13 protein-coding genes, 2 tRNA genes and 2 rRNA genes (1 of these 17 cut by a window edge) are annotated in these 20481 nt (G+C 56.6%); 5 read left to right on the plus strand and 12 right to left on the minus strand.

Annotation, left to right across the window (positions count from 1 at the left end):
• From BIND_RS15190 to BIND_RS20820, 5 genes are all read right to left on the minus strand, one after another.
• A 23S ribosomal RNA gene (locus tag BIND_RS15190) occupies positions 1 to 79 on the minus strand; it reaches 2725 nt to the left of the window's first position.
• Between the two features lie 409 nt (positions 80 to 488).
• Positions 489 to 564: transfer RNA gene (locus BIND_RS15195), tRNA-Ala, on the minus strand.
• Positions 565 to 714: 150 nt separating this feature from the next.
• Positions 715 to 791, minus strand: a tRNA-Ile gene (locus tag BIND_RS15200).
• 185 nt (positions 792 to 976) lie between these two features.
• Positions 977 to 2463: ribosomal RNA gene (locus BIND_RS15205) — 16S ribosomal RNA — on the minus strand.
• Together the 16S and 23S rRNA genes with 2 tRNA genes alongside form the textbook arrangement of a ribosomal RNA operon.
• A gap of 804 nt (positions 2464 to 3267) precedes the next feature.
• Positions 3268 to 4211, minus strand: a protein-coding gene (locus tag BIND_RS20820; protein WP_012385917.1) for an IS630 family transposase whose coding sequence is annotated in 2 segments (ribosomal slippage) — positions 3268 to 3872 and positions 3872 to 4211 — 945 coding nt in all. Because the reading frame shifts where the segments join, the coding sequence is not laid out codon by codon here.
• A gap of 142 nt (positions 4212 to 4353) precedes the next feature.
• Here BIND_RS20820 and BIND_RS15220 point away from each other — a divergent pair.
• Positions 4354 to 4824, plus strand: coding sequence for a GNAT family N-acetyltransferase (locus tag BIND_RS15220; RefSeq protein ID WP_012385918.1), 471 nt, complete (start codon positions 4354 to 4356; stop codon positions 4822 to 4824).
• A 143-nt stretch (positions 4825 to 4967) separates the two neighbouring features.
• On the opposite strand, the gene BIND_RS15225 is transcribed toward BIND_RS15220, so the two are convergent.
• Together BIND_RS15225 and BIND_RS15230 are read right to left on the minus strand one after the other, a co-directional pair.
• The gene (locus BIND_RS15225; protein WP_012385919.1) at positions 4968 to 6032 is read right to left on the minus strand and encodes a patatin-like phospholipase family protein; all 1065 of its coding nucleotides are present in this window, start codon (positions 6030 to 6032) and stop codon (positions 4968 to 4970) included.
• 246 nt (positions 6033 to 6278) lie between these two features.
• Positions 6279 to 7064, minus strand: coding sequence for a 3-hydroxybutyrate dehydrogenase (locus BIND_RS15230; protein WP_012385920.1), 786 nt, complete (start codon positions 7062 to 7064; stop codon positions 6279 to 6281).
• Between the two features lie 175 nt (positions 7065 to 7239).
• On the opposite strand from BIND_RS15230, the gene BIND_RS15235 reads away from it, so the two are divergent.
• Positions 7240 to 7719 (plus strand): Fur family transcriptional regulator, encoded by a 480-nt coding sequence (locus tag BIND_RS15235; RefSeq protein WP_012385921.1) that lies wholly within the window; start codon positions 7240 to 7242, stop codon positions 7717 to 7719.
• Between the two features lie 41 nt (positions 7720 to 7760).
• On the opposite strand, the gene BIND_RS15240 is transcribed toward BIND_RS15235, so the two are convergent.
• Together BIND_RS15240 and BIND_RS15245 are read right to left on the minus strand one after the other, a co-directional pair.
• Positions 7761 to 8891: a hypothetical protein gene (locus BIND_RS15240; protein ID WP_012385922.1), complete on the minus strand. Its 1131-nt coding sequence runs from the start codon at positions 8889 to 8891 to the stop codon at positions 7761 to 7763.
• An 84-nt stretch (positions 8892 to 8975) separates the two neighbouring features.
• Positions 8976 to 10202 (minus strand): aminotransferase class I/II-fold pyridoxal phosphate-dependent enzyme, encoded by a 1227-nt coding sequence (locus BIND_RS15245; protein ID WP_012385923.1) that lies wholly within the window; start codon positions 10200 to 10202, stop codon positions 8976 to 8978.
• 705 nt (positions 10203 to 10907) lie between these two features.
• Here BIND_RS15245 and BIND_RS21425 point away from each other — a divergent pair.
• From BIND_RS21425 to treS, 3 genes are all read left to right on the plus strand, one after another.
• Positions 10908 to 11096, plus strand: a complete 189-nt coding sequence (locus tag BIND_RS21425) for a hypothetical protein (protein WP_148210665.1) — start codon at positions 10908 to 10910, stop codon at positions 11094 to 11096.
• Between the two features lie 192 nt (positions 11097 to 11288).
• A complete protein-coding gene (locus BIND_RS15255) occupies positions 11289 to 12818 on the plus strand; it encodes an alpha,alpha-trehalose-phosphate synthase (UDP-forming) (RefSeq protein ID WP_012385924.1) in 1530 nt (509 codons plus the stop codon).
• Between the two features lie 242 nt (positions 12819 to 13060).
• On the plus strand, positions 13061 to 16345 hold the full coding sequence (treS, locus tag BIND_RS15260; protein WP_012385925.1) for a maltose alpha-D-glucosyltransferase: 3285 nt from the start codon (positions 13061 to 13063) through the stop codon (positions 16343 to 16345).
• A 28-nt stretch (positions 16346 to 16373) separates the two neighbouring features.
• Here treS and BIND_RS15265 read toward each other — a convergent pair whose 3' ends face one another.
• The 3 genes from BIND_RS15265 to BIND_RS15275 all read right to left on the minus strand — a co-directional run bounded on the left by BIND_RS15265 (position 16374) and on the right by BIND_RS15275 (position 20355).
• Complete coding sequence (locus BIND_RS15265) at positions 16374 to 18662, minus strand: ATP-binding protein (RefSeq protein WP_012385926.1); 2289 nt, start codon at positions 18660 to 18662, stop codon at positions 16374 to 16376.
• A 298-nt stretch (positions 18663 to 18960) separates the two neighbouring features.
• Positions 18961 to 19170, minus strand: coding sequence for a hypothetical protein (locus BIND_RS15270; protein ID WP_012385927.1), 210 nt, complete (start codon positions 19168 to 19170; stop codon positions 18961 to 18963).
• A 201-nt stretch (positions 19171 to 19371) separates the two neighbouring features.
• Positions 19372 to 20355 (minus strand): beta-ketoacyl-ACP synthase III, encoded by a 984-nt coding sequence (locus BIND_RS15275; RefSeq protein WP_041778150.1) that lies wholly within the window; start codon positions 20353 to 20355, stop codon positions 19372 to 19374.
• Positions 20356 to 20481 lie beyond the last annotated feature (126 nt).

Here is a 20481-nt window from a genome sequence, read left to right on the forward strand (position 1 = left end):
TGACTTATCGCAGCGTACCACGTCCTTCATCGCCTCTCAGCGCCAAGGCATCCACCGGATACCCTTAAGACACTTGATCGCTCTCATTATCAATGCCCACCGCTCGGCGCGGTCTCATTCCTGGACGATCGGCACACGGTGCAAAGCACCGCAAGCCCGAACGGGCGCCGCGCCTGACGGCGCGAACCCAATCCAAGAATGAAAAAAGCATGATCATAAAAGACCAGTTTGCTTCAAACATATCCGAGAACGTGCGGTCGCACCGTTCACTGACTGAAGCGCTTATGTCATCCAAGTTCAGACCCCTTGAGCAAAACCCAGTGAGCCAAAACCCGATGCCATAATCGGATATGTTTCCTTTTCACAATGTAAGACAACCCGCGTACTTCTCGTAGAAGCCGCGAAACGGTCAAAACGGACGAACCTGATCAAACGGATCAGAGAGCCAAGCGCATAAAGCAGTCAAAGCCGACGGCAATACACCCATCTGGTGGAGCCAGACGGGATCGAACCGACGACCTCATGCTTGCAAAGCACGCGCTCTCCCAACTGAGCTATGGCCCCTTATACCTTGCCTCAGGCGCCGGCGTGGGCATCCGCCCACTTGGCTTGCGCACCATCAGGTGCGGCGGCCGGTCGGCCTTGCGGCGCTGGGCGCCGGGGCCAACGTTCAAAAGCTCGCTGCCCAGCAAGAAGAAAGAGGCTCGCTGAGAATGGTGGGCCTGGGAAGACTTGAACTTCCGACCTCACGCTTATCAAGCGCGCGCTCTAACCAACTGAGCTACAAGCCCGAACCGTTGAACACACTAGCTGCCAAATCCATAAGATTTATGAATTCAAAGCAGGTAGCGCGGGCTCGTCCAGGAAGAAAGAGAAACGAAGGCGGCGAAATCCCGCGAATTTGGCCTGACTGGCCATTTGTTCCAAGTGATCCGATAGAATGGGGAAAATCCCAATCCTGAAGGATCATCCTTAGAAAGGAGGTGATCCAGCCGCAGGTTCCCCTACGGCTACCTTGTTACGACTTCACCCCAGTCGCTGACCCTACCGTGGTCGCCTGCCCCCTTGCGGTTAGCAAAACGCCTTCGGGTAGAACCAACTCCCATGGTGTGACGGGCGGTGTGTACAAGGCCCGGGAACGTATTCACCGTAGCGTTCTGATCTACGATTACTAGCGATTCCAACTTCATGCACTCGAGTTGCAGAGTACAATCCGAACTGAGACGGCTTTTTGAGATTTGCTGAGGGTCGCCCCTTCGCATCCCATTGTCACCGCCATTGTAGCACGTGTGTAGCCCAACCCGTAAGGGCCATGAGGACTTGACGTCATCCACACCTTCCTCTCGGCTTATCACCGGCAGTCCCCCTAGAGTGCCCAACTGAATGATGGCAACTAAGGGCGTGGGTTGCGCTCGTTGCGGGACTTAACCCAACATCTCACGACACGAGCTGACGACAGCCATGCAGCACCTGTGTTCTCGCCAGCCTAACTGAAGGAAACCATCTCTGGTAACCAAACGAGACATGTCAAAGGTTGGTAAGGTTCTGCGCGTTGCTTCGAATTAAACCACATGCTCCACCGCTTGTGCGGGCCCCCGTCAATTCCTTTGAGTTTTAATCTTGCGACCGTACTCCCCAGGCGGGATGCTTAAAGCGTTAACTGCGCCACTAAGCAGCAAGCTGCCTAACGGCTAGCATCCATCGTTTACGGCGTGGACTACCAGGGTATCTAATCCTGTTTGCTCCCCACGCTTTCGCACCTCAGCGTCAGTACCGGGCCAGTGAGCCGCCTTCGCCACTGGTGTTCTTGCGAATATCTACGAATTTCACCTCTACACTCGCAGTTCCACTCACCTCTCCCGGACTCGAGATCCCCAGTATCAAAGGCAGTTCCAAGGTTGAGCCTTGGGATTTCACCCCTGACTTAAAGATCCGCCTACGTGCGCTTTACGCCCAGTAAATCCGAACAACGCTAGCCCCCTTCGTATTACCGCGGCTGCTGGCACGAAGTTAGCCGGGGCTTATTCTCCTGGTACCGTCATTATCTTCCCAGGTAAAAGAGCTTTACAACCCTAAGGCCTTCATCACTCACGCGGCATGGCTGGATCAGGCTTGCGCCCATTGTCCAATATTCCCCACTGCTGCCTCCCGTAGGAGTTTGGGCCGTGTCTCAGTCCCAATGTGGCTGATCATCCTCTCAGACCAGCTACTGATCGTCGCCTTGGTGAGCCATTACCTCACCAACTAGCTAATCAGACGCGGGCCAATCCTTCGGCAATAAATCTTTCCCCCGTAGGGCGTATCCGGTATTAGCCCAAGTTTCCCTGAGTTATTCCGAACCAAAGGGTATGTTCCCACGTGTTACTCACCCGTCTGCCACTCCGTATTGCTACGGCGTTCGACTTGCATGTGTTAGGCCTGCCGCCAGCGTTCGTTCTGAGCCAGGATCAAACTCTCAAGTTAAATCGAGAATTCAATGCCGGCTGGTCACTACTCTATTTCGACGAGTCCCAAGCACACCTGCCTCAAGCTTCTCAGCTCAAAACACGATGAACTTGTTCCGTGACCGCCAGAGTTCTCTATACGTCCATCCCCTCTCGGAGATGAACCGCAAGGATCCCGCCGACCACGTTTCTCTTTCTTCCGATTCAATTGTCAAACAGCACAGTCCAAAACAGCAGAAGCAAAAACTCCCTAACCCAAAGACACCAAACCACCCAGCCTCTCAGCCAGGGCAGCCTAAACCCGATAAAATCAGGAAAAGTGTCTCGCGTCAGCCACTCAATCCAGCGGCGCCGTCGATGAACGCCTTATAAGACCCCCTCGCCGGCCAGGTCAATCCACTTTTTTCAAAAATTCGTCTCATTCCGTTTGGCGAGGTCTGGCGCGCGCTCGTTTGGTTAATGAAGCATTAAGGACGGGAGCTGACGCGTGAGCGTAACGGACTGGCCAATTGCCCGCCTGAAGATCCTCCAGCGAGTTGTGCGAGACCTGTCGTTGAGGGGCTCAAAGAGGCGCGAAGGGGAAGCTTTGGAAAGGTCTGAACCCTTCACCCCTCTCGCCCGGTCGCGACCTATGGGATAGGCTGAAGATCGTCACAGCCCGTTCAACTCCCTTGGACTCGCATAGACTGACAATCCGCCCGGAACAGGACAAGCTGAAGGGACATGCGATGCAACAAGATGTCTCAATGCAGGAAGCTCGCGAGAGCGACCAATCAAAAATCGCGCATATGCTTGCCGCTGCATTTAGAGCGTTTACCGATCACTATGGATCATATCCGCACGATCTGAAGTAGTTGGCGCATTCGTCTAGCCGGAAGATGTCGACGAGTTTTCCGATCAGCTTCCAGAGGCCACTCACGGTGCGCTCGCCGATTTTTCTGAGCATGGCTTTGAGCCGGGCGAAGGCCTTCTCGATGGGGTTGAAGTCGGGGCTGTAGGGCGGGAGGAACAGCAAGGCAGCCCCTGCCGCCTCGATCCTCTCGCGTACCGAGACGCGCTTATGGCTCGATAGATTGTCCATGATGACGATGTCGCCACGGCGCAATTCCGGCACGAGGATCTGCGTGACATAGGCCTCGAACCAGTCGCCGTTGATGGGCCCATCGAGGACCATCGGCGCCACCATGCCGCTGGTGCGCAGCCCGGCTACCAGCGTGGTGGTCTTGCGATGGCCATGGGGGAAGCCCATGCGCAGACGCTCGCCCTTCGCGCAGCGCCCGTGGCTACGTGTCATGTTGGTGGCGGTCCATGTTTCATCGATGAACACGAGGCGTTCCGGCTCCAGATCGAGCTGGCCATCAAACCAGTGGCGCCGCTGCTTCAGGATGTCGGGACGATCTTGCTCGATTGCATGGCCAGTCTTTTTTTGCGCGTCATGCCGTGTCGTACGAAGAAGCGGTGAAGAGCCGCCACGGAGACGGTTAGCCCGATCTCGATCAGCACCAGGCGCAATTCTTCGAGCGAGATGTCCTTGCGCGTTTCCCAAACGGCTAGAATATCCGCCCGACGCGCCTCGATCCGGTGCGACCGCATGTCACCGCCCTGGGGTTTGGGCGAATAGTCGCCGGTCTCGCGTCGCTGCGCCTGCCAGCGGATCGCCGTCGAGGGTGCTACCCCAAAACGCGTCGCCGCCGCACGGCAGCTCATCCCGCCATCAATCGCCGCCAACAAGCGCGATCGCAAATCCATCGATAGTGCGTGGCCCATCCATGCCGGCCTCCTTCACCAGCACGGATTCTGAATCAGAAATCGTGTCTCAAGGGAATCCTCAACGTGATTCAATTCGTTCGAAATCCGCTCTAATGAAGACCCTGCTCTATCCTTTATCTTCCCAGATCCAGAGATACGTTTGGCGCGGGCGCCAACCTGTTTCAACATAATCTATCAATCGGACATACAAAGGGGAGTTTGCTTCGTCACAGATCAATGTGAGGCAGCCGCTCTCTGGCCTGCGCCCGGACATGAAACGCCTTCGATTCTGGAAACGCTTCAGTATACGTGGCCCTGGCTGAAGGTCACTCAAGGCGCATTAGGGCGAGCCCTTCTCTATCATGCGGCTTGCGATTCTCATCATCCGATGGAACCCCACTGGTATTTACACATCGCTGGATGCCTGCCGACACAGCAGGGGCAAGGACGTGGTGGAGCTGTCATCAAGGCCGGCATCGCTCGCGCGAACCATGCCGGTTTAAGTGCTTATCTTGAAACAGCCAATGAGCAGAATCTCGCCTTTTATGGAGCGCTGGGTTTTGTCATCAATGGCGAATGGACAGTGATGAACAAGCTTCGCTGCTGGTCAATGCTCCACAAACCTTCCTAAACACATACAAAGCGTCATAGAGAATATTCTGGACTCTTCGCGACGCCTTTGACAAAGCAAAAACTCCAGAAAGGGACAGGGACCAAGCGCCACGCATCGCAGCACTTGGCATGATCCGACATAAGACACGCTACAACCGACATTCAAGCCGCACTGAACGCCGTACGCAGGTCGAGTGTGCCCTTCACGCCGATCGAATCGAATGTTGCGGCCAGCCAGTCCTCCGCCGCACGCCGCCCGTACTGGTAGAGCTTCTCCATCAGATGCCAGGAAGAATCGAGCTTGGTAGTGGAGGAAAAAGCGTCAAGAAGCGCGCTCCCATCGATGCAATGCAGGTTGGGCCGCATATAATCCTTGCGCGACAATTTACCGGAATCGATCAAGCGATTGACAAAATCGATGGCCCGCATCTCACTCATTAAAGCGCCGTTGAATGTGATTTCATTCAGCCGATCCTGAATGTCCCTCGCCGTTTGCGGCGTTGTATGGCGTATGAACGGCGTGATTTGAATGATGACGATGTCAGGACATTCCGTTCCGTAAAACAGTGGGAACAAGGCCGGATTTCCGCGATAGCCACCGTCCCAATAAGGCACGCCATCGATTTCCACCGCCTGGAAAATGAAGGGCAGACAGGCGGAGGCCAAGACATGCTCCACTTGCAATTCCTCGCCATGCCAGACCTGGATCTGGCTGGTATGGACATTGGTCGCGCCGACAAACAGACGATAATCACGAAAGGCGCGCACACTCGGGAAATCGACTATTTTCGACAGGTGATCGCGCAAGGGATTGAGATTCAGCGGATTGAAATCATAGGGGCTGGCGAAATGGGTGACGACATCGGCCCACCATCGGGTAATTTGTGTCTGCAGCGGCCAGCCGGTGAAAAAGAGACGAAAGGCTTGGCGCTGCAGCGGCGACAATTGCCCTTCCATGCTGATCGAGCGCCAAAATTCATTCAGTTTTTTACGCGCGCCCTCACGCCCGTTTTCGATGAATCCTTGCGTCATGACCACCGCATTCATCGCCCCGGCGCTGGACCCCGTCACCGCCTCGATTTCGAGGCGTTCATCGGCGAGCAGGACATCGAGCACGCCCCAGGTGAAGGCCCCGTGCGACCCTCCCCCTTGCAAGGCAAGATTAATCTTCTTCTTTTCTCGCCCCGCACCACCCGCAGCGTTCTCCTCCATTTCAAACCCACGCATCTTTGCCCCCAAATTCTCGTCGCCTCATAAGGCTTGGCTTTTCGGAGATCCCAAACGCTTCTATGGCGAATGTGGCCCCGTTCGGCGAAAAACTCTAATATTACTACGTCTGTCAAAGATCCGCCCGAGCCCCAAACCAGAAGCACGGGGCATCAACAAGGACACTCTTGGCGTTTCGCCCCTCTGTCATAATCCCATGATCCTGCTCCAACATACGGACTCCGCAGCCTTCAAACCTGTCTGACATCAAGCCGCTGTCCACCCGCCATCGATCACCAGATTGGAGCCCGTGATCTGCGCCGCCGCATCCGAACAAAGATAAAGGGCGAGGGACGCAACCTGGTCGGCCGTCACGAATTGTTTGGTCGGCTGTGCCGCTAGAATGACGTTATTGATGACTTCGTCACGGCTGAGATTGCGGGCTTTCATCGTGTCGGGGATCTGCTTCTCGACGAGCGGTGTCCAGACATAGCCCGGCGAAATGCAATTGACCGTGATGCCCGAGGTCGCGAGTTCGAGCGCCGCTGTTTGGGTCAGCCCCACAATGCCATGCTTAGCCGAGACATAGGCGGATTTGAACGGCGAGGCGACCAGGGAATGGGCCGAAGCGGTCGAGATAATGCGGCCCCAATGGCGCGCCTTCATGCCGGGAATGGCGGCAGCAATTCCATGAAACGCCGCGGAAAGATTGATCGCTATGATCTGATCCCATTTCTCGAGCGGAAAATCCTCGATGGGCGAGACGTGCTGGATCCCGGCATTGTTCACAAGAATATCGAGAGAGCCCAGTCTCTCCTTAGCTTCCTTGACCATGGCGCGGATCGCCTCGGGCTTGGTCATGTCGGCATCCGAATAGAAGGCCTTGACGCCGAATTCCTTCTCGATCGCAGCGCGTTCGGTTTCGATGGCCGCCGCATCACCGAAGCCATTGATCGTCACATTGGCGCCTTCCCGCGCAAATGTCCGGGCGATCGCAAGACCAATACCGCTTGTCGAGCCGGTGACGAGGGCATTGCGTGATTTCAAGCTCATTCATTCCCCCCATTTTAAGCCGAATGATCTTCACACTCAGGCCTTATTATCGTGACTCCACTACTCTCAGTTCTATTCTTTCAGTTAGAATGAAAAAGCCCTAGTCCGTCGAAAGAGGCTCCGCCTTTGAGGAGATTCGCACGAAAGTCAGAGTGCCGCTCGAGCTGATCCAATCATGGTCGCCTTGCCCGAACTTTACGTCTATGCTGATCGCATGCACGCTCACCAGCCGCCGATTCCATCCCCCGATCCTGTCCGCAAGGCCGTTGGCCTGACACCAGGACGCAAGCGCATTCTCGACATTCTGGCCAAGGAGCAAAAGCCGCTCGGCGCTTATCAGATGATCGAGAAAATCGCCGAGACGACCGGCAAGCGGCCGGCACCCATTTCAATCTACCGAGCGCTCGATTTTCTGCTCGAAAACGGGCTCGTCCACCGGCTCGCCTCCTGCAACACTTATCTGGCATGCCGCCATGGCCACGCGGCGGAGGAACCCATCGTCTTTCTGATCTGTGAAAAGTGCGGATCAGTGATCGAGGCCAGCTCAGTCGAACTCGGCGCGGGCTTGACGAGCCTGGCGGCAAGAGAGCATTTCCGGCCACGAACGCGGATCATGGAGATCGCCGGGCTTTGTCACGATTGCGCATCGGCATAGGCCTATAGGCCAAGGAAGAGCCACCTGAGCGTACACAGGTTTTAAAGCGCCTTCTCATAGACGCGGTGCACCTTATCGATCTTGGAACCAGCCCATTCGATCGGCCGGCGGATCGCCATATTATCCTCGAGCACCCAGCCAAATTCGATCTGTTCGAGCGCATGTTTGCGGCTGCGTCTTCTGGCTTCTTCGATAAAGGCGAAAAGGACAGCGCCACCCGCCGTCTTCCGATGCAAACCACGCCGCACGCCGAGCAAAGCGAGGCGGCCGGTTTTATAGACATGTTTCCGCAAGCGCCAGGCGAGCCGGGCAAAATTGAATGGCAGCAAGCGACCGTCGAATCCTTCGGTCAGTTCGAAGAGATTGAGCAGGATCACGCCAAAGGCCTGCGGCTCACCATCAAGCTCGATGATGAAACTCCCCTCGGCCGGTGTCACATATTTCAGAGCTTCCGCGCTCGACATCAATTCGGCATGGGTCATCGGCACGAAGCCCCAATTCTCGGCCCAGGCGTCATTGAAAATATCGACGAGGGTCGTGACCTCAGCATCGAGATTTTTGAAATCAATAGCGCGGATGCGCAGTCGGTCTCGCCATTCGGGACGCTCGGCGACGCTTGGCCGGTCGATCTTTTCCGCATCACTGATCGCATAGCGGTAGGAGATCAAATCACGGGCCTTGTGATAACCACGGGCCTCAACCAAGGCTTGCAGATAAGGAGGGTGCCAGGGCATCAACACCATGGGGGTCGCCTGGAATCCCTCGATCAGCAAGCCCAATTCGCCATTGATGGACGGCGAGAAGGGGCCATGCATCACCTGCTGGCCCCGTTGTCTCACCCAGTTTTCCGCTGTTTCCAGAAGAGCATCGACCACGGCTTGATCGTCGATCGCATCGAGGCTGCCGAATTGCCCGCGCGAAGCCTCGCGCGGTGCATAATCCTCATGATAGACCTGCGCCTGGATGCGCCCGACCCATTGCCCGTCCTTGCGGGCAAGCCAAGCTTGCGATTCAACGAGTTTGAAATGCGGGTTGAGTTTCTTGGCGTGGAGGGTCCAGCGCTCGGCATCCAGCGAGGCTGCAAAGCCTGGCTTGCCACGATAAAGCTGACGCGGCAGACGACAAAAGGCCAGGAAACGCAAAATCCCGTCGACGGGAAGGATCTCGATCATACCCACATCTTTCGGCGGATGGCGAGAACGTTATGGCGCGCAAACTCGGTTGCGAACAAGACACCCATCGCCGATCTGATGGTTTTAGCCAGCGGCGCTGATGGGATGAGTGGCGGGAGCCTGCGCAGGTAGGTTCTGGCCGAGCAAGGAGATCACGCCGCGAATCTCCGCCTCGCTATGCGAAGCGGACAGGAAGAAGCGCAAGCGCGGCTGGTCTTTCGGCACACCGATCTGGATGATCGGCGGCACATAGAAGCCGTTTTCCATGAGATAGGCGGAAGCGGCCAGAGTTTCGTGGCTGTCACGGAACATGATCGGAATGACGCCGCGCCCAATCGCCGGGCCCGTATCGAGGCCGGCTTCATGCGCGAGCTCGACGAAAAGCTCGGCGTTGCGCCGCAACCTTTCCAGGCGCCACGTTTCCTTTTGCACCAATTGCAAGGCCATATGGGCGGCGGCTGAAATGACCGGAGACAAGCCGACACTATAGACGAAGCCCGGCAATGTATAACGCAGCCATTCGATGACCGCCTGCTTGCCGGCGATGAAGCCACCACAGGAGGCAAGCGTCTTGGACAAGGTCCCGATGATGAGATCGATCTCGTTGGGATCCACGCCGCTATATTCGCAAATGCCACGGCCCTCGGCGCCCAGCACGCCGATCGAATGGGCTTCATCGATCAGAAGCCAAGCATTATGTTTCCGCTTGAGGGCGACCAGGGCCGGCAGATCGACGATATCGCCGTCCATGCTGTAGAGACTTTCCGCAATGACCATGACATTGCGAAACTGCCCCCGCTTCTCCGTCAGGAGGTGATCGAGATGATCGAGATCATTGTGGCGGAAAATGATGGTTTCGGCGACCGCGCTCTTGGCGCCGCTGACGATGCTATTATGCGACAATTCATCGATAAAGATCGCATCGCGAGTCCCCATGACATGGGCGATCGTCGTCACATTGGTCAGATAGCCGCTGACCAAGGTCAGCGCGGCGTCGGTCCGCAGAAAGTCCGCCAGGGATTGCTCGAGAATATGATGAGCCGCCCGTTCACCGCCGACGAGCCGTGAGGCCAAAGCTCCGACCCCCGTGGTCTCAAGCGCATCGGCACAGGCGGATTTGATGGCCGGATGGGTCGAAAGACCAAGATAATCGTAATTCGCGAAACTGACGAAATAATCGCCCCGGGCCTCCGCCTCGTGTCGCAGGCGGTCTATGGGCGCGAAGAAAGGGTCGCCGTTTTCAAGATAGGCTTTTCCCGCAAGCCTGAAACGCTTCGTGGCAAAATCGGCGAGGCTGTTGAATTTCGACACGTATGGGCAGTCCGGAAATGAGGTCGCGAGGGCTTCGATGAACGGTCTCTATCAGCTCAGAGAAGTTTAAGCATTCCATTAACAATGTTGCGGCCATCGGCCTTCATGGAACCATAAGACTGAGGCATCGGCCGATTTCCAATTCCAGACTCAAAAACCGCCTCGCAAGCTTTCCACTCCGGAGGCTTCGGTCAGGGACATAACTCATCTTCAATCGGCGACTGAACAAGCCTGTCCCACGCGAGAACATAGTGCCGATAAACCGCATCCAAGGACCGCATTGCCTGCCTCACATGACACGCAACCGCCCAATGTGAAACAATCCTTTAGGCATAAAAACCTCTGGAGACGAGTCAATTCCCCTTACAATCCGTAACAAGGAGCTATTCATAATAAAGATGGTGGTCAATAGTCTCCGATAAAATTGCCTTGCCCGAAGCCATTGTCAATCAACATTGACCACCGGCAACAAAACAGAGCGTCATTTCAACGGAAAACTCTTAGGTTTTCCGAGAAACACGGGCCGAAACGCCGCATAACGCAGGGATTTTCTGGCACAAACACAAGCCAATCCTGTTTTTTCGCCACATATTCTTGAACCGACCGCATATCTGCCTCTTGCACATCACCGCGCAGAGTTGAACCGCCTGCGCGCAGGAACGATCCAGACTGGAGCGCCGGAACAAGATCGCGATAAGGCATTATATGGCCAAAAATGAGCATTCATGGCGAGAATTAGGCAAAATTTTCGCTGATACGCCGGTGAAACCAGTATTGTTGCCAAATTCTTATGGAATAAAGATAGTACCCTATCGACATGGCCAATGGATCAACCCGTTCTTTGCTGGTCTTGCTTCTATTTTACCTGGATATGTTCCCTTGACATTTTGTTGATCTGACTATGAACGGCCAAGGTCTGCAACGATTGGGGTTTTCAAGCGTTTACTAGGCAAACATCAATAATTCGAGGATCGCAAGACGCGCGATCCGTTTATCTCAAAGGCCCGTTTTCAGAGAAAGAACAGATTCAAGAAGAAATCGCGGGTCGTGCCGAGCCAATCGGCCAAAAGGGAGGTTATCGCACTCATGGTCGCCCTGGAACTCCTGCGTGAACAGACCGCGCTGTCCAAGATAAAACCCGCCGCTCGCCTGGTCGTGGTTTCGAACCGCGTTCCCACAACGGGATCCCCGAACGCCGGCGGCCTCGCGGTCGCCCTCGAGGAAGCCTTGCAAACACGCGGGGGCCTATGGTTCGGGTGGTCCGGCAAGATCAGCCAGGACATTGAGGCGCCTCCCCACCCGCGCGTGAGCGGTTCCATCACCTATGCCGTCTGTGACTTGTCGCGGCGCGACATGGAGGAATATTACCACGGCTTCGCCAATCGCGTGCTCTGGCCAATCTGCCATTACCGGACCGATCTCGCCGAAATTTCCACCCGCGACGCGACGGGCTATTTCCGCGTCAATGAATATTTCGCCCGCGGCCTCGTCGATCTTTTGCAACCCAACGATATCGTCTGGGTCCATGATTACCATTTTTTACCGCTGGCTTCATTCCTGCGGCAGTTGGGCGCCGGCAATCGAATCGGGTTCTTCCACCATATTCCCTGGCCCGCTATCGACATCGCCATGACGATGCCTTCCTACGAGCGCCTTTTGCGGGCCATGACCGCCTATGATCTTCTCGGTTTTCAGACGCCCTATGACGCCGCCAATTTCCGGCATGGCCTTGATCAGACCGGAATCGGCCAAATCCTCGACAAACACAGATGCAAGGCCAATGGCCGGATCTTCAAGATCGGCGCCTTCCCGATCAGCATCGATACGCAAGCTTTCGCGGAAGAAGCCCGCAACGCCGAGAAAAATCCCGTCGTCCGCCGGGCCAGGGCGGCCTATGATGGGCGCCCGCTCGCGATCGGCGTCGACCGGCTCGATTATACGAAGGGATTGCCGCAACGCATCGAGGCTTTCGGGACCTTTCTCGAACGTTCGCCGCAAGCGGCCAAGGCCCGCACCACGCTTTTGCAGGTTACCCCGAAATCCCGTTCCGAAGTCCCCGAATATGCCCAATTGCAATGCGCCGTGGCCGAACAGGTCGGCCGCGTCAACGGCAAGCTCGGCGAGGTCGACTGGTCGCCCGTGGCCTATCTCAATAAGACAATGAGCCGCCCTGTCCTTGCCGGTCTTTACCGCATGGCGCGCGTCGGCCTCGTCACGCCTTTGCGCGATGGCATGAATCTCGTCGCCAAGGAATATGTCGCGGCGCAATCGCCCGACGACCCCGGCGTTCTGGTGCTCTCGCAATTCGCCGGTGCCGCCGTCGAAATGGATGGAGCCTTGCTCGTCAATCCCCATGACACGGACGGCATGGCCGCCACCATCGCGCGAGCGTTCAGCATGCCGATCGCGGAACGCAAATATCGTTACGCCGCGATGATGGAACGGCTCGATGCCCATGATGTCGCGAATTGGTCCGATCATTTCCTCGCCACCCTGGGAGAGCCGGACGACATGGACGCCCTTGGCGGCGAGATTTTGCAGGAAACGGCCTTGCCGCCGCCTCTTGACGATCCGCTCCCGACCTGGCCCGGCCGCTGGCCGAGCCTCGGCCATTAAGAGATAAAATCTCAGGGCTTTCTCAAGAGAGAAGGGGTGCCCATCACCCCTATCCGACTCTCTAGAGGATTCAGTTGAAACTGAATCCGAAAATTCTTTCTATCTCTTTGTTATAGCGTATAATTCTTGCCCCAAAAGTGGTTTTCCACTTTTGGGTTGAAGTCGTCACCGCGCCGCCTCTCACGGACGGATCGTCTGGGCCGGCGCGGACGAGCAATTCGCCCCGTGCTGGAGCCTCCTCCATGATCGATCGGAATGACGTATCCTGGTATCGCGACGCCATCATCTATCAGCTCCATGTGAAATCCTTTTACGATCACGACAATGATGGCATGGGCGATTTCAAGGGCCTGACCGCCAAGCTCGACTACATCAAGGATCTCGGGGCGACGGCGATCTGGTTAATGCCCTTCTATCCCTCTCCCCTGCGCGACGACGGTTATGACATTTCGGATTATCGCACGATCAATCCTGCCTATGGCGGGCTGCGCGACTTCCGACGTTTCGTGCGCGAGGCCCATGAACGCGATCTGCGCGTGATCACGGAACTCGTCATCAATCATACATCGGATCAGCATCCCTGGTTCCAGCGCGCGCGGGCGGCAAAACCCGGTTCCGCCGCGCGCAATTTCTATGTCTTCGCCGAAAACGATCACCGCTACAAAGATGCGGGCATTGTCTTTCTCGATACTGAGAAATCCAACTGGACCTGGGACGACGAGGCAAAAGCTTTCTACTGGCATCGTTTCTATGCACATCAGCCGGATCTTAATTTCGACAATCCGCGCGTCATCGAGGCCGTGCTCGACATTATGGTGTTCTGGCTCGATATGGGGGTCGATGGATTACGGCTCGATGCCATTCCCTATCTCATCGAACGGGAAGGCACGAATTGCGAAAATCTGCCTGAGACCCATGCCATCATCAAAAAAATCCGTGCCGCTCTCGATGCCCGTTACAGCGATCGCATGCTGCTCGCCGAAGCCAATCTCTGGCCAGAGGAGACCGCACAATATTTTGGCGATGGCGATGAATGCCACATGGCCTTTCATTTCCCACTCATGCCAAGAATCTACATGGCCCTCGCTCAGGAAGACCGGCACCCCATCACCGACATCATGCGGCAGACCCCCGATATTCCTGAAAGCGCGCAATGGGCGATCTTCCTGCGCAATCATGACGAAATGACACTTGCCATGGTCACCGACAAGGAGCGTGACTATCTCTGGTCCTTCTATGCGGCAGACCAGCGTGCCCGCATCAACCTCGGCATCAGGCGGCGGCTCGCCCCTCTGCTCGGCAATGATCGCCGCAAGATCGAACTGTTGAACTCGCTGCTTCATTCCATGCCGGGCACACCCGTGCTCTATTATGGCGACGAGATCGGTATGGGCGACAATATCTATCTCGGCGATCGCGATGGCGTGCGCACGCCAATGCAATGGTCGGTCGATCGCAATGGCGGCTTTAGCCGCGTCGATCCGGCCAAATTGTTCCTGCCGGCCATCCAGGACCCAATCTATGGCTATAGCGCCATCAATGTCGAGGCGCAGCTTGCGAGCACAACCAGCCTGTTGAACTGGACGCGGCGCCTGATTGCCGTGCGTCGTTCCCATGCCGCCTTTGGACGCGGCAGCTTGCGTTTCCTGTATCCATCGAACCGCCGGGTGCTTGCCTATCTGCGCCTCCATGAGGGCGAGACACTTCTCTGCGTCGTCAATGTATCGGGCTCCGCACAGGCCGTGGAACTCGATCTCGCCGAATTCAAAAATGCCGTTCCGGTCGAGTTGATGGGCGGCGTTCTGTTTCCACCGATCGGCACCACCCCCTATCTGCTGACACTGGCCGCTTATGGTTTTTTCTGGTTCCGCCTGGAACCGGTGGAGGCGTTGCGCGATCAGATGAAGGTACGGCCGACGCCTGAATTATTTACCCTCGTCGCGACCGGGAAACTGGAGACCATTCTGGCCGGACGTGAATTGGCGGCTTTCGAGCGCACTGTCGCACCGCGTTTTCTCGTCTCGCGGCCCTGGTTCGATAATAGCGAGCGGAAGATCAGTTCCGTCAACGTGCGGGATTTCGCGATTCTGCGCAATGTTCACCAGGGCCGTTTCATTCTGCCGCTCCTCGATGTCGATTTCGATAATGGCTCCGCGCAAGCCTATTTCACGCCCTTTGCCGCCGAAGCTGGCACGGAGGACGAAAACGCGCTGACCCATGGTGTCGCCGTGCTGCGTCGGGCGGCCGAGACTGGTCTGCTCTATGACGCCGATGTCAATCCCGCTTTTGCGATTGCGATGATCGATGCCTTGCGGAGCGAGGCTGTCATGACAACACCAAAGAGCAATCGTTTCGTCTTCCGGCCGACCAAACTCCTCGCCGACCGCCTCGACGCGGAAGCCGATCTTACGGCGCTCTCCGTACATCGGCTAGAGACTGAAGACGACAAGATTGCGCTGGCCCTCTCCAATCGGCTGATCCTCAAGATCAATCACCGTCTTCACGAGGGAGTAGAACCGGAAATCGAGACCAGTCTGTTTTTGTCCAGCACGGCGCTTTTCACCAATATGCCCGCCTTGCTCGGCACGATCGAATATGTCGACAAGGAAGGAAATCGGACCGCCCTAGCAATTCTGCAGAGCTTCATTCGCAGTCAGGGGGACGCCTGGCGGTGGACACTGCATGCCTTGAAGCGTGTGCTTGAAACACAGGCACTGGCGCCGACCTCGACACAATCGGAAACCGCACCACCTGATAGTTTTGCGACCTATGTTCCGCATATGCGCCGGCTTGGGCAACGCACCGCCGAATTACACAAGGCCCTGGCAGTGGAGACAGACGATCAGGCTTTCGCGGCCGAACCCTTGACTTTCAAGGATGTCGAGGCAGCGGCCGCGCGTGCACGCTCTCTCGCCGAGCGCGCTTTCACCCATCTCGAACGTCTCAAGCGGCAAGCAAGTGTCACAGAAGAAACCAGCAACGCTTGCATGGCTCTCCTGCATCGCCAACAGGACTGTTTTGCGCTGATCGAACGCCTGACGCAGCCTCCCGTGGGGGCGATTAAGATCCGCATTCACGGCGATTATCATCTCGGTCAATTACTGGTCGTGAAGGACGATGTCGTCATCCTCAATTTTGAGGCCAATTCGGCCCGGACTATCGCAGAGCGACGCACCAAAGCCTCGCCCTTGCTCGATGTCGCCGATATGGTACGTTCCTTCGCTTATGCGGTGGAAACCGCGCGGCGTGATCTGGCAAGACAACTTCCCGGCACCACAGTCGCAAGCGAACTTGCGAAGGAACGCCTCCGTTTCTCCCGGGTCTTCATCGATGCCTATATGGAAGCGGCCACCGATAGCGCGATCTGGATCAAGGACCAACCGACCCGCATACGCCTGTTACGTCTGTTTTTCCTGTCGAAGGCTCTCTCTGCGCTCGATCACGAAGCCCTCAACCGACCCGACTGGATCGCTCTTCCGATCGAAGGCGTCCTGCTCCTGCTCGACGAGACCAGTGAGCTCGCGTGATTACGCGATCCTTGGCAGGCGTTACGGCTCACCTCGCTTCGGCGCCTTTGCGGCTTCCCTCCGCCTGCCGCGTCGCCAGCAAAAAGCGCAGACGCCAGGCCAATTCAGTGCGGCTGAAGGGTTTACGCAGCAGTTGCATTCCGAGGTCAAGGTGCTCTTCATCGAGCACGCCGGAGCGGGCATAACCGCTGGTGAACAGAACAGGCAGGCCGGGACGCAGCATGCGCGCCGCCTCGGCAAGATCACGGCCATTCATGCCGGGCAAGCCGATATCGGTGAACAGAAGATCGATTGCGCGCGACTGGTGCAGATAGGCCAAGGCCTCGTTCGCTTGCTTGGCAACAAGCACCGTATAACCAAGGCTTCTGAGAATCTCGACGGAATAGCCACGGACCTCCGCGTCATCCTCCACGATGAGCAAGGTTTCGCGATGCCCGACCGGTTCGGCGAGTGACAAAGGTTCCGACGCATTCGCCTGCTCGGCATCGGCGCGGGCGCGCGGCAGAAACAAGCGAACTGTCGTCCCCTGCCCTTTCTCGCTTTCGATTTCGATATGGCCACCGCTCTGCTTGAGAAAGCCATAAACCTGGCTGAGGCCGAGCCCCGTGCCCTGGCCGATGGGCTTCGTCGTGAAAAAGGGCTCGAACACCCGTTCAAGCACAGCTTTATCGATTCCAGGCCCCTTGTCACTGATCTCGATCAGAACATAATCACCCTTAATGATATCAGCCGACAAAGCATCATCGGTCATGTCATTGTTGGTTTCCTCGCGCGTGACATTGCGAGCGGCGATGACAAGCTTGCCGCGTCCCTCCATGGCATCGCGCGCATTCAGGCAGATATTCAAAATCGCATTGTCGAGCTGATTGATATCGACGAAGGGCCGCCAGAGATGTTCAGTGATCCGCATCTCGATCTGAATATTCTCGCCGAGTGTCCGGCTCAGAAGATCGCTCATGGATTGGAGCATGGCGAACAGATCGGCCGGCTGCGGCTCGAGCGGCTGACGCCGCGAGAAGGCAAGGAGACGCGCGGTCAGTGAGGCGCCCCGTTTGGCCGCCTCGAGTGCATTGCGGGTCCAACGCTGGAGCTTGGCGTCTCCGCCCTCGACATGCCGGCTGAGCAATTCGAGATTACCGAGAACCGCCGTGAGAAGATTATTGAAATCATGGGCTATGCCGCCAGTGAGTTGGCCGATCGCCTCAAGCTTTTGCGCCTGCCGCAATTGCGCCTCGGCCTCGTTGCGGGCGGCGATGGCTTCGCTCTTTTCGGCAATGGCGAGGTCAAGAGCCTCATAGGCTGTCAATTGCCGCGTCAGCAACCAGATCGCGAATCCGATCAGCAGGAAACATAAGAGACACCCGATTGCCGCCATGACCGCCGTTCGCCACCAGGCGAGATAGATCTGACTGCTTGTGAAACTGATCGTGACGACAAGGGGAAATTGCCGCGTGGCTCCGACGATGACGAGCCGCGCGGGTCCAGCCTCGGAATTCTTTATGGTCATGGCACGCGGCACGTCGTCGGAAGGAATCTCCGCATCCGCAGATACCTTATCTCTCAACAAAAGAGAGAAAATGAAAGCCGGCGGATATTGCAAAAGCATGGTGCCATCGCGCCGCCAGAGACCGACCGCAATATTGGGGTCTTTCTGGACGATTTGATAGAAAGCCTTGAAATAGGCGATATCGATCATGCCCCTGAGCGTGCCAAGACGGGTCCCGGACAGGCTGTCGATATGTCGGCAGAACGGGATCGTCATAGTGCCGGTCGTGGGATTCTCAACCGGCTTGTCGATAAAGAATGGCTCGGCGAAATCTTCGTCGCAGCCAGAGCGAAACGCCTGGGCATTATTCTGATCGCCCGATGACGCCTCGCGTGGGAAGACACCCAGCGATCCGCCCGAGGAATTGATCACCTGACCATCGGCCGCAATTAAATCGATCGACTGCAAGAAAGGCGTGCCCTTCAGAGCGGCCACCAGAACGGCACGAGTCGTCTTGTCGCTGCCGTTCGCGAGAAAGCTCGCCTCGTCCACACTGTCCCTCGACAGAATCTCATGCCGGACATTTGTCAAGGCGAGATCCACAGTCGACATTGTCCGATCTGTTTCCTCGACGAGAAACTGGTTGAGCATGCCAAGATGATTGCGGGCTTCATTGAAATCGCGTTCACGCAAGGTGGAAAGCGATAAGCCGGCGGCGGTCACCAGCACCAGAGCCGCGAGCGCACCAAGCAACAGGACAAGAGGAACCGGTTTGCGGGTAAGATGCCGCGGCAGGCGGAAACGGGACGGCGAAACGGCGAGCTGGGGCATCCTGAGCTTCTAAGATGTTCCAGGAGATGTGACGGCTGTTTCCAAACCGGGGCCAAATAGGGCCAGGCTCTCCATCGGCGACAAAAATAAATTAAATCAACAAGTTAATAAAAAAATTCTGATTCGATTAAATAATGACAACAGTCTATAGCATTCCACCTGGAAGGGAATAGATCTCTTTTGAGGTGAATTGGGCTCCTGGATCGGCTGAGAGGCGGACAAAATAAAGGGGAACGCGAGGTTCCCCTTGGAAGATTTATGAAAACGGTTGGTGACTGGCTCGCCTATGGCCACAGCTTTAGCCAGCACCGCTATCGACCTCGGGACCATTTTGTCCTGCATCAAGGGCCGTTAGAATACCACACCCCGGCGTCGCATCGAAATTGACGAGATCACGGCGTGCATGGGGTCCCGCAGCAGGCATGGTATATTCGTCCCGGGGAAATGCCTCTTTCTGCTCCGTTGCCTGAGCAAGGTTTTCGGGGGACTGGATCTGTTCACGCGCCATGGAAACCTCCTGTGAGACAAAAGATGAACGCGCGATGAAGAGATTGGTTGCATCCGCCCAAAGCCAGGCTGAAACAAGAAACCCTTCTCAAGACCTTGAAAACACGTGTTTTCACAGCGATGACCCATCCCATCGCGCCATCATGTCACGCCCCCTCTCACCCCTTGGAGGAAAACAGGGTGTGGAGAGAAGAGGGTGGCGCTACCAGCGCAACAGAGCGCTGCCCCAGGCCATACCAGCGCCAATGGCCATCATGGCAATGAGGTCACCAGGCCGCAGACGGCCGGCACGATTGGCCTCGTCGAGGGAAATGGGTAGAGATGCACTCGATGTATTGCCGTAACGATCGAGATTGAGCCAGCATTTTTCCTGCGGAATACCGACCCTTTCCAGCACGGTTTCGACAATACGCGCATTGGCTTGATGCGCGATGACATGATCCACGTCATTCGCCTGCAATCCATTGGCCTGCAGAGCTTCATTGAGAGCGAGCGGCAGCACCTTGGCGGCGAATTTATAGATTTCCCGCCCGTTCATGGCGACCTTATGCCATTTGTTCGCAAGCACTTCCTCGGATTGCGGATGCAGGCTGCCGCCTCCTGGAATTTTCAACAGATCGGCGGTGCTGCCATCGGTATGGAGATGCGTGGATAAAAGCCCGCGTTGTGGATCCTCGCAGGGTCCCATGACCACGGCACCAGCCCCATCGCCAAACAGGATACAGGTATTGCGATCACTCCAGTCGATGAGCCGGCTCAGTAATTCGGCGCCGATGACGAGAACGCGGCGTGCCTTGCCCGAGCGAATGAATTGATCGGCGATGCTCATGCCATAGAGCGAGCCGGCACAAGCGGCCGAAAGATCGAAGGCGAAAGCATTGCGCGCACCGAGTTTGGCCTGAATAAGCACAGCACAGGAGGGCAAAGGCATGTCGGCGGAAATCGTGCCGACGATGATCATGTCGAGCTCCTCGGCGCTGGTTCCAGCGAGCGCTAGAGCTTCCCGCGCCGCGCAAACCGCCATATCGGAGGTGGTTTCCCCTTCAGCGGCGATATGGCGTGTCTTGATGCCGGTTCGCTCGGTGATCCATTGATCGGTTGTCGCGATCATCTGCTCAAGATCCTGGTTACTCAGGATTTTCTTGGGAGCATAGGCACCCGTTCCCAGAATCAAGGAAGTGGTCAAGGAGTTGAGCCTTTCCGGCCGGTCATGCGGTCCGGTCGTCAGGAGGAATATTATTGTGCCCACACGAACGGGCCATTGGATATAAAATCCCCCCGCCCGAGGCAAGGCCGGGAAGATTCGATCGAC

This window comes from Beijerinckia indica subsp. indica ATCC 9039 (assembly GCF_000019845.1).
Lineage (GTDB): Bacteria > Pseudomonadota > Alphaproteobacteria > Rhizobiales > Beijerinckiaceae > Beijerinckia > Beijerinckia indica.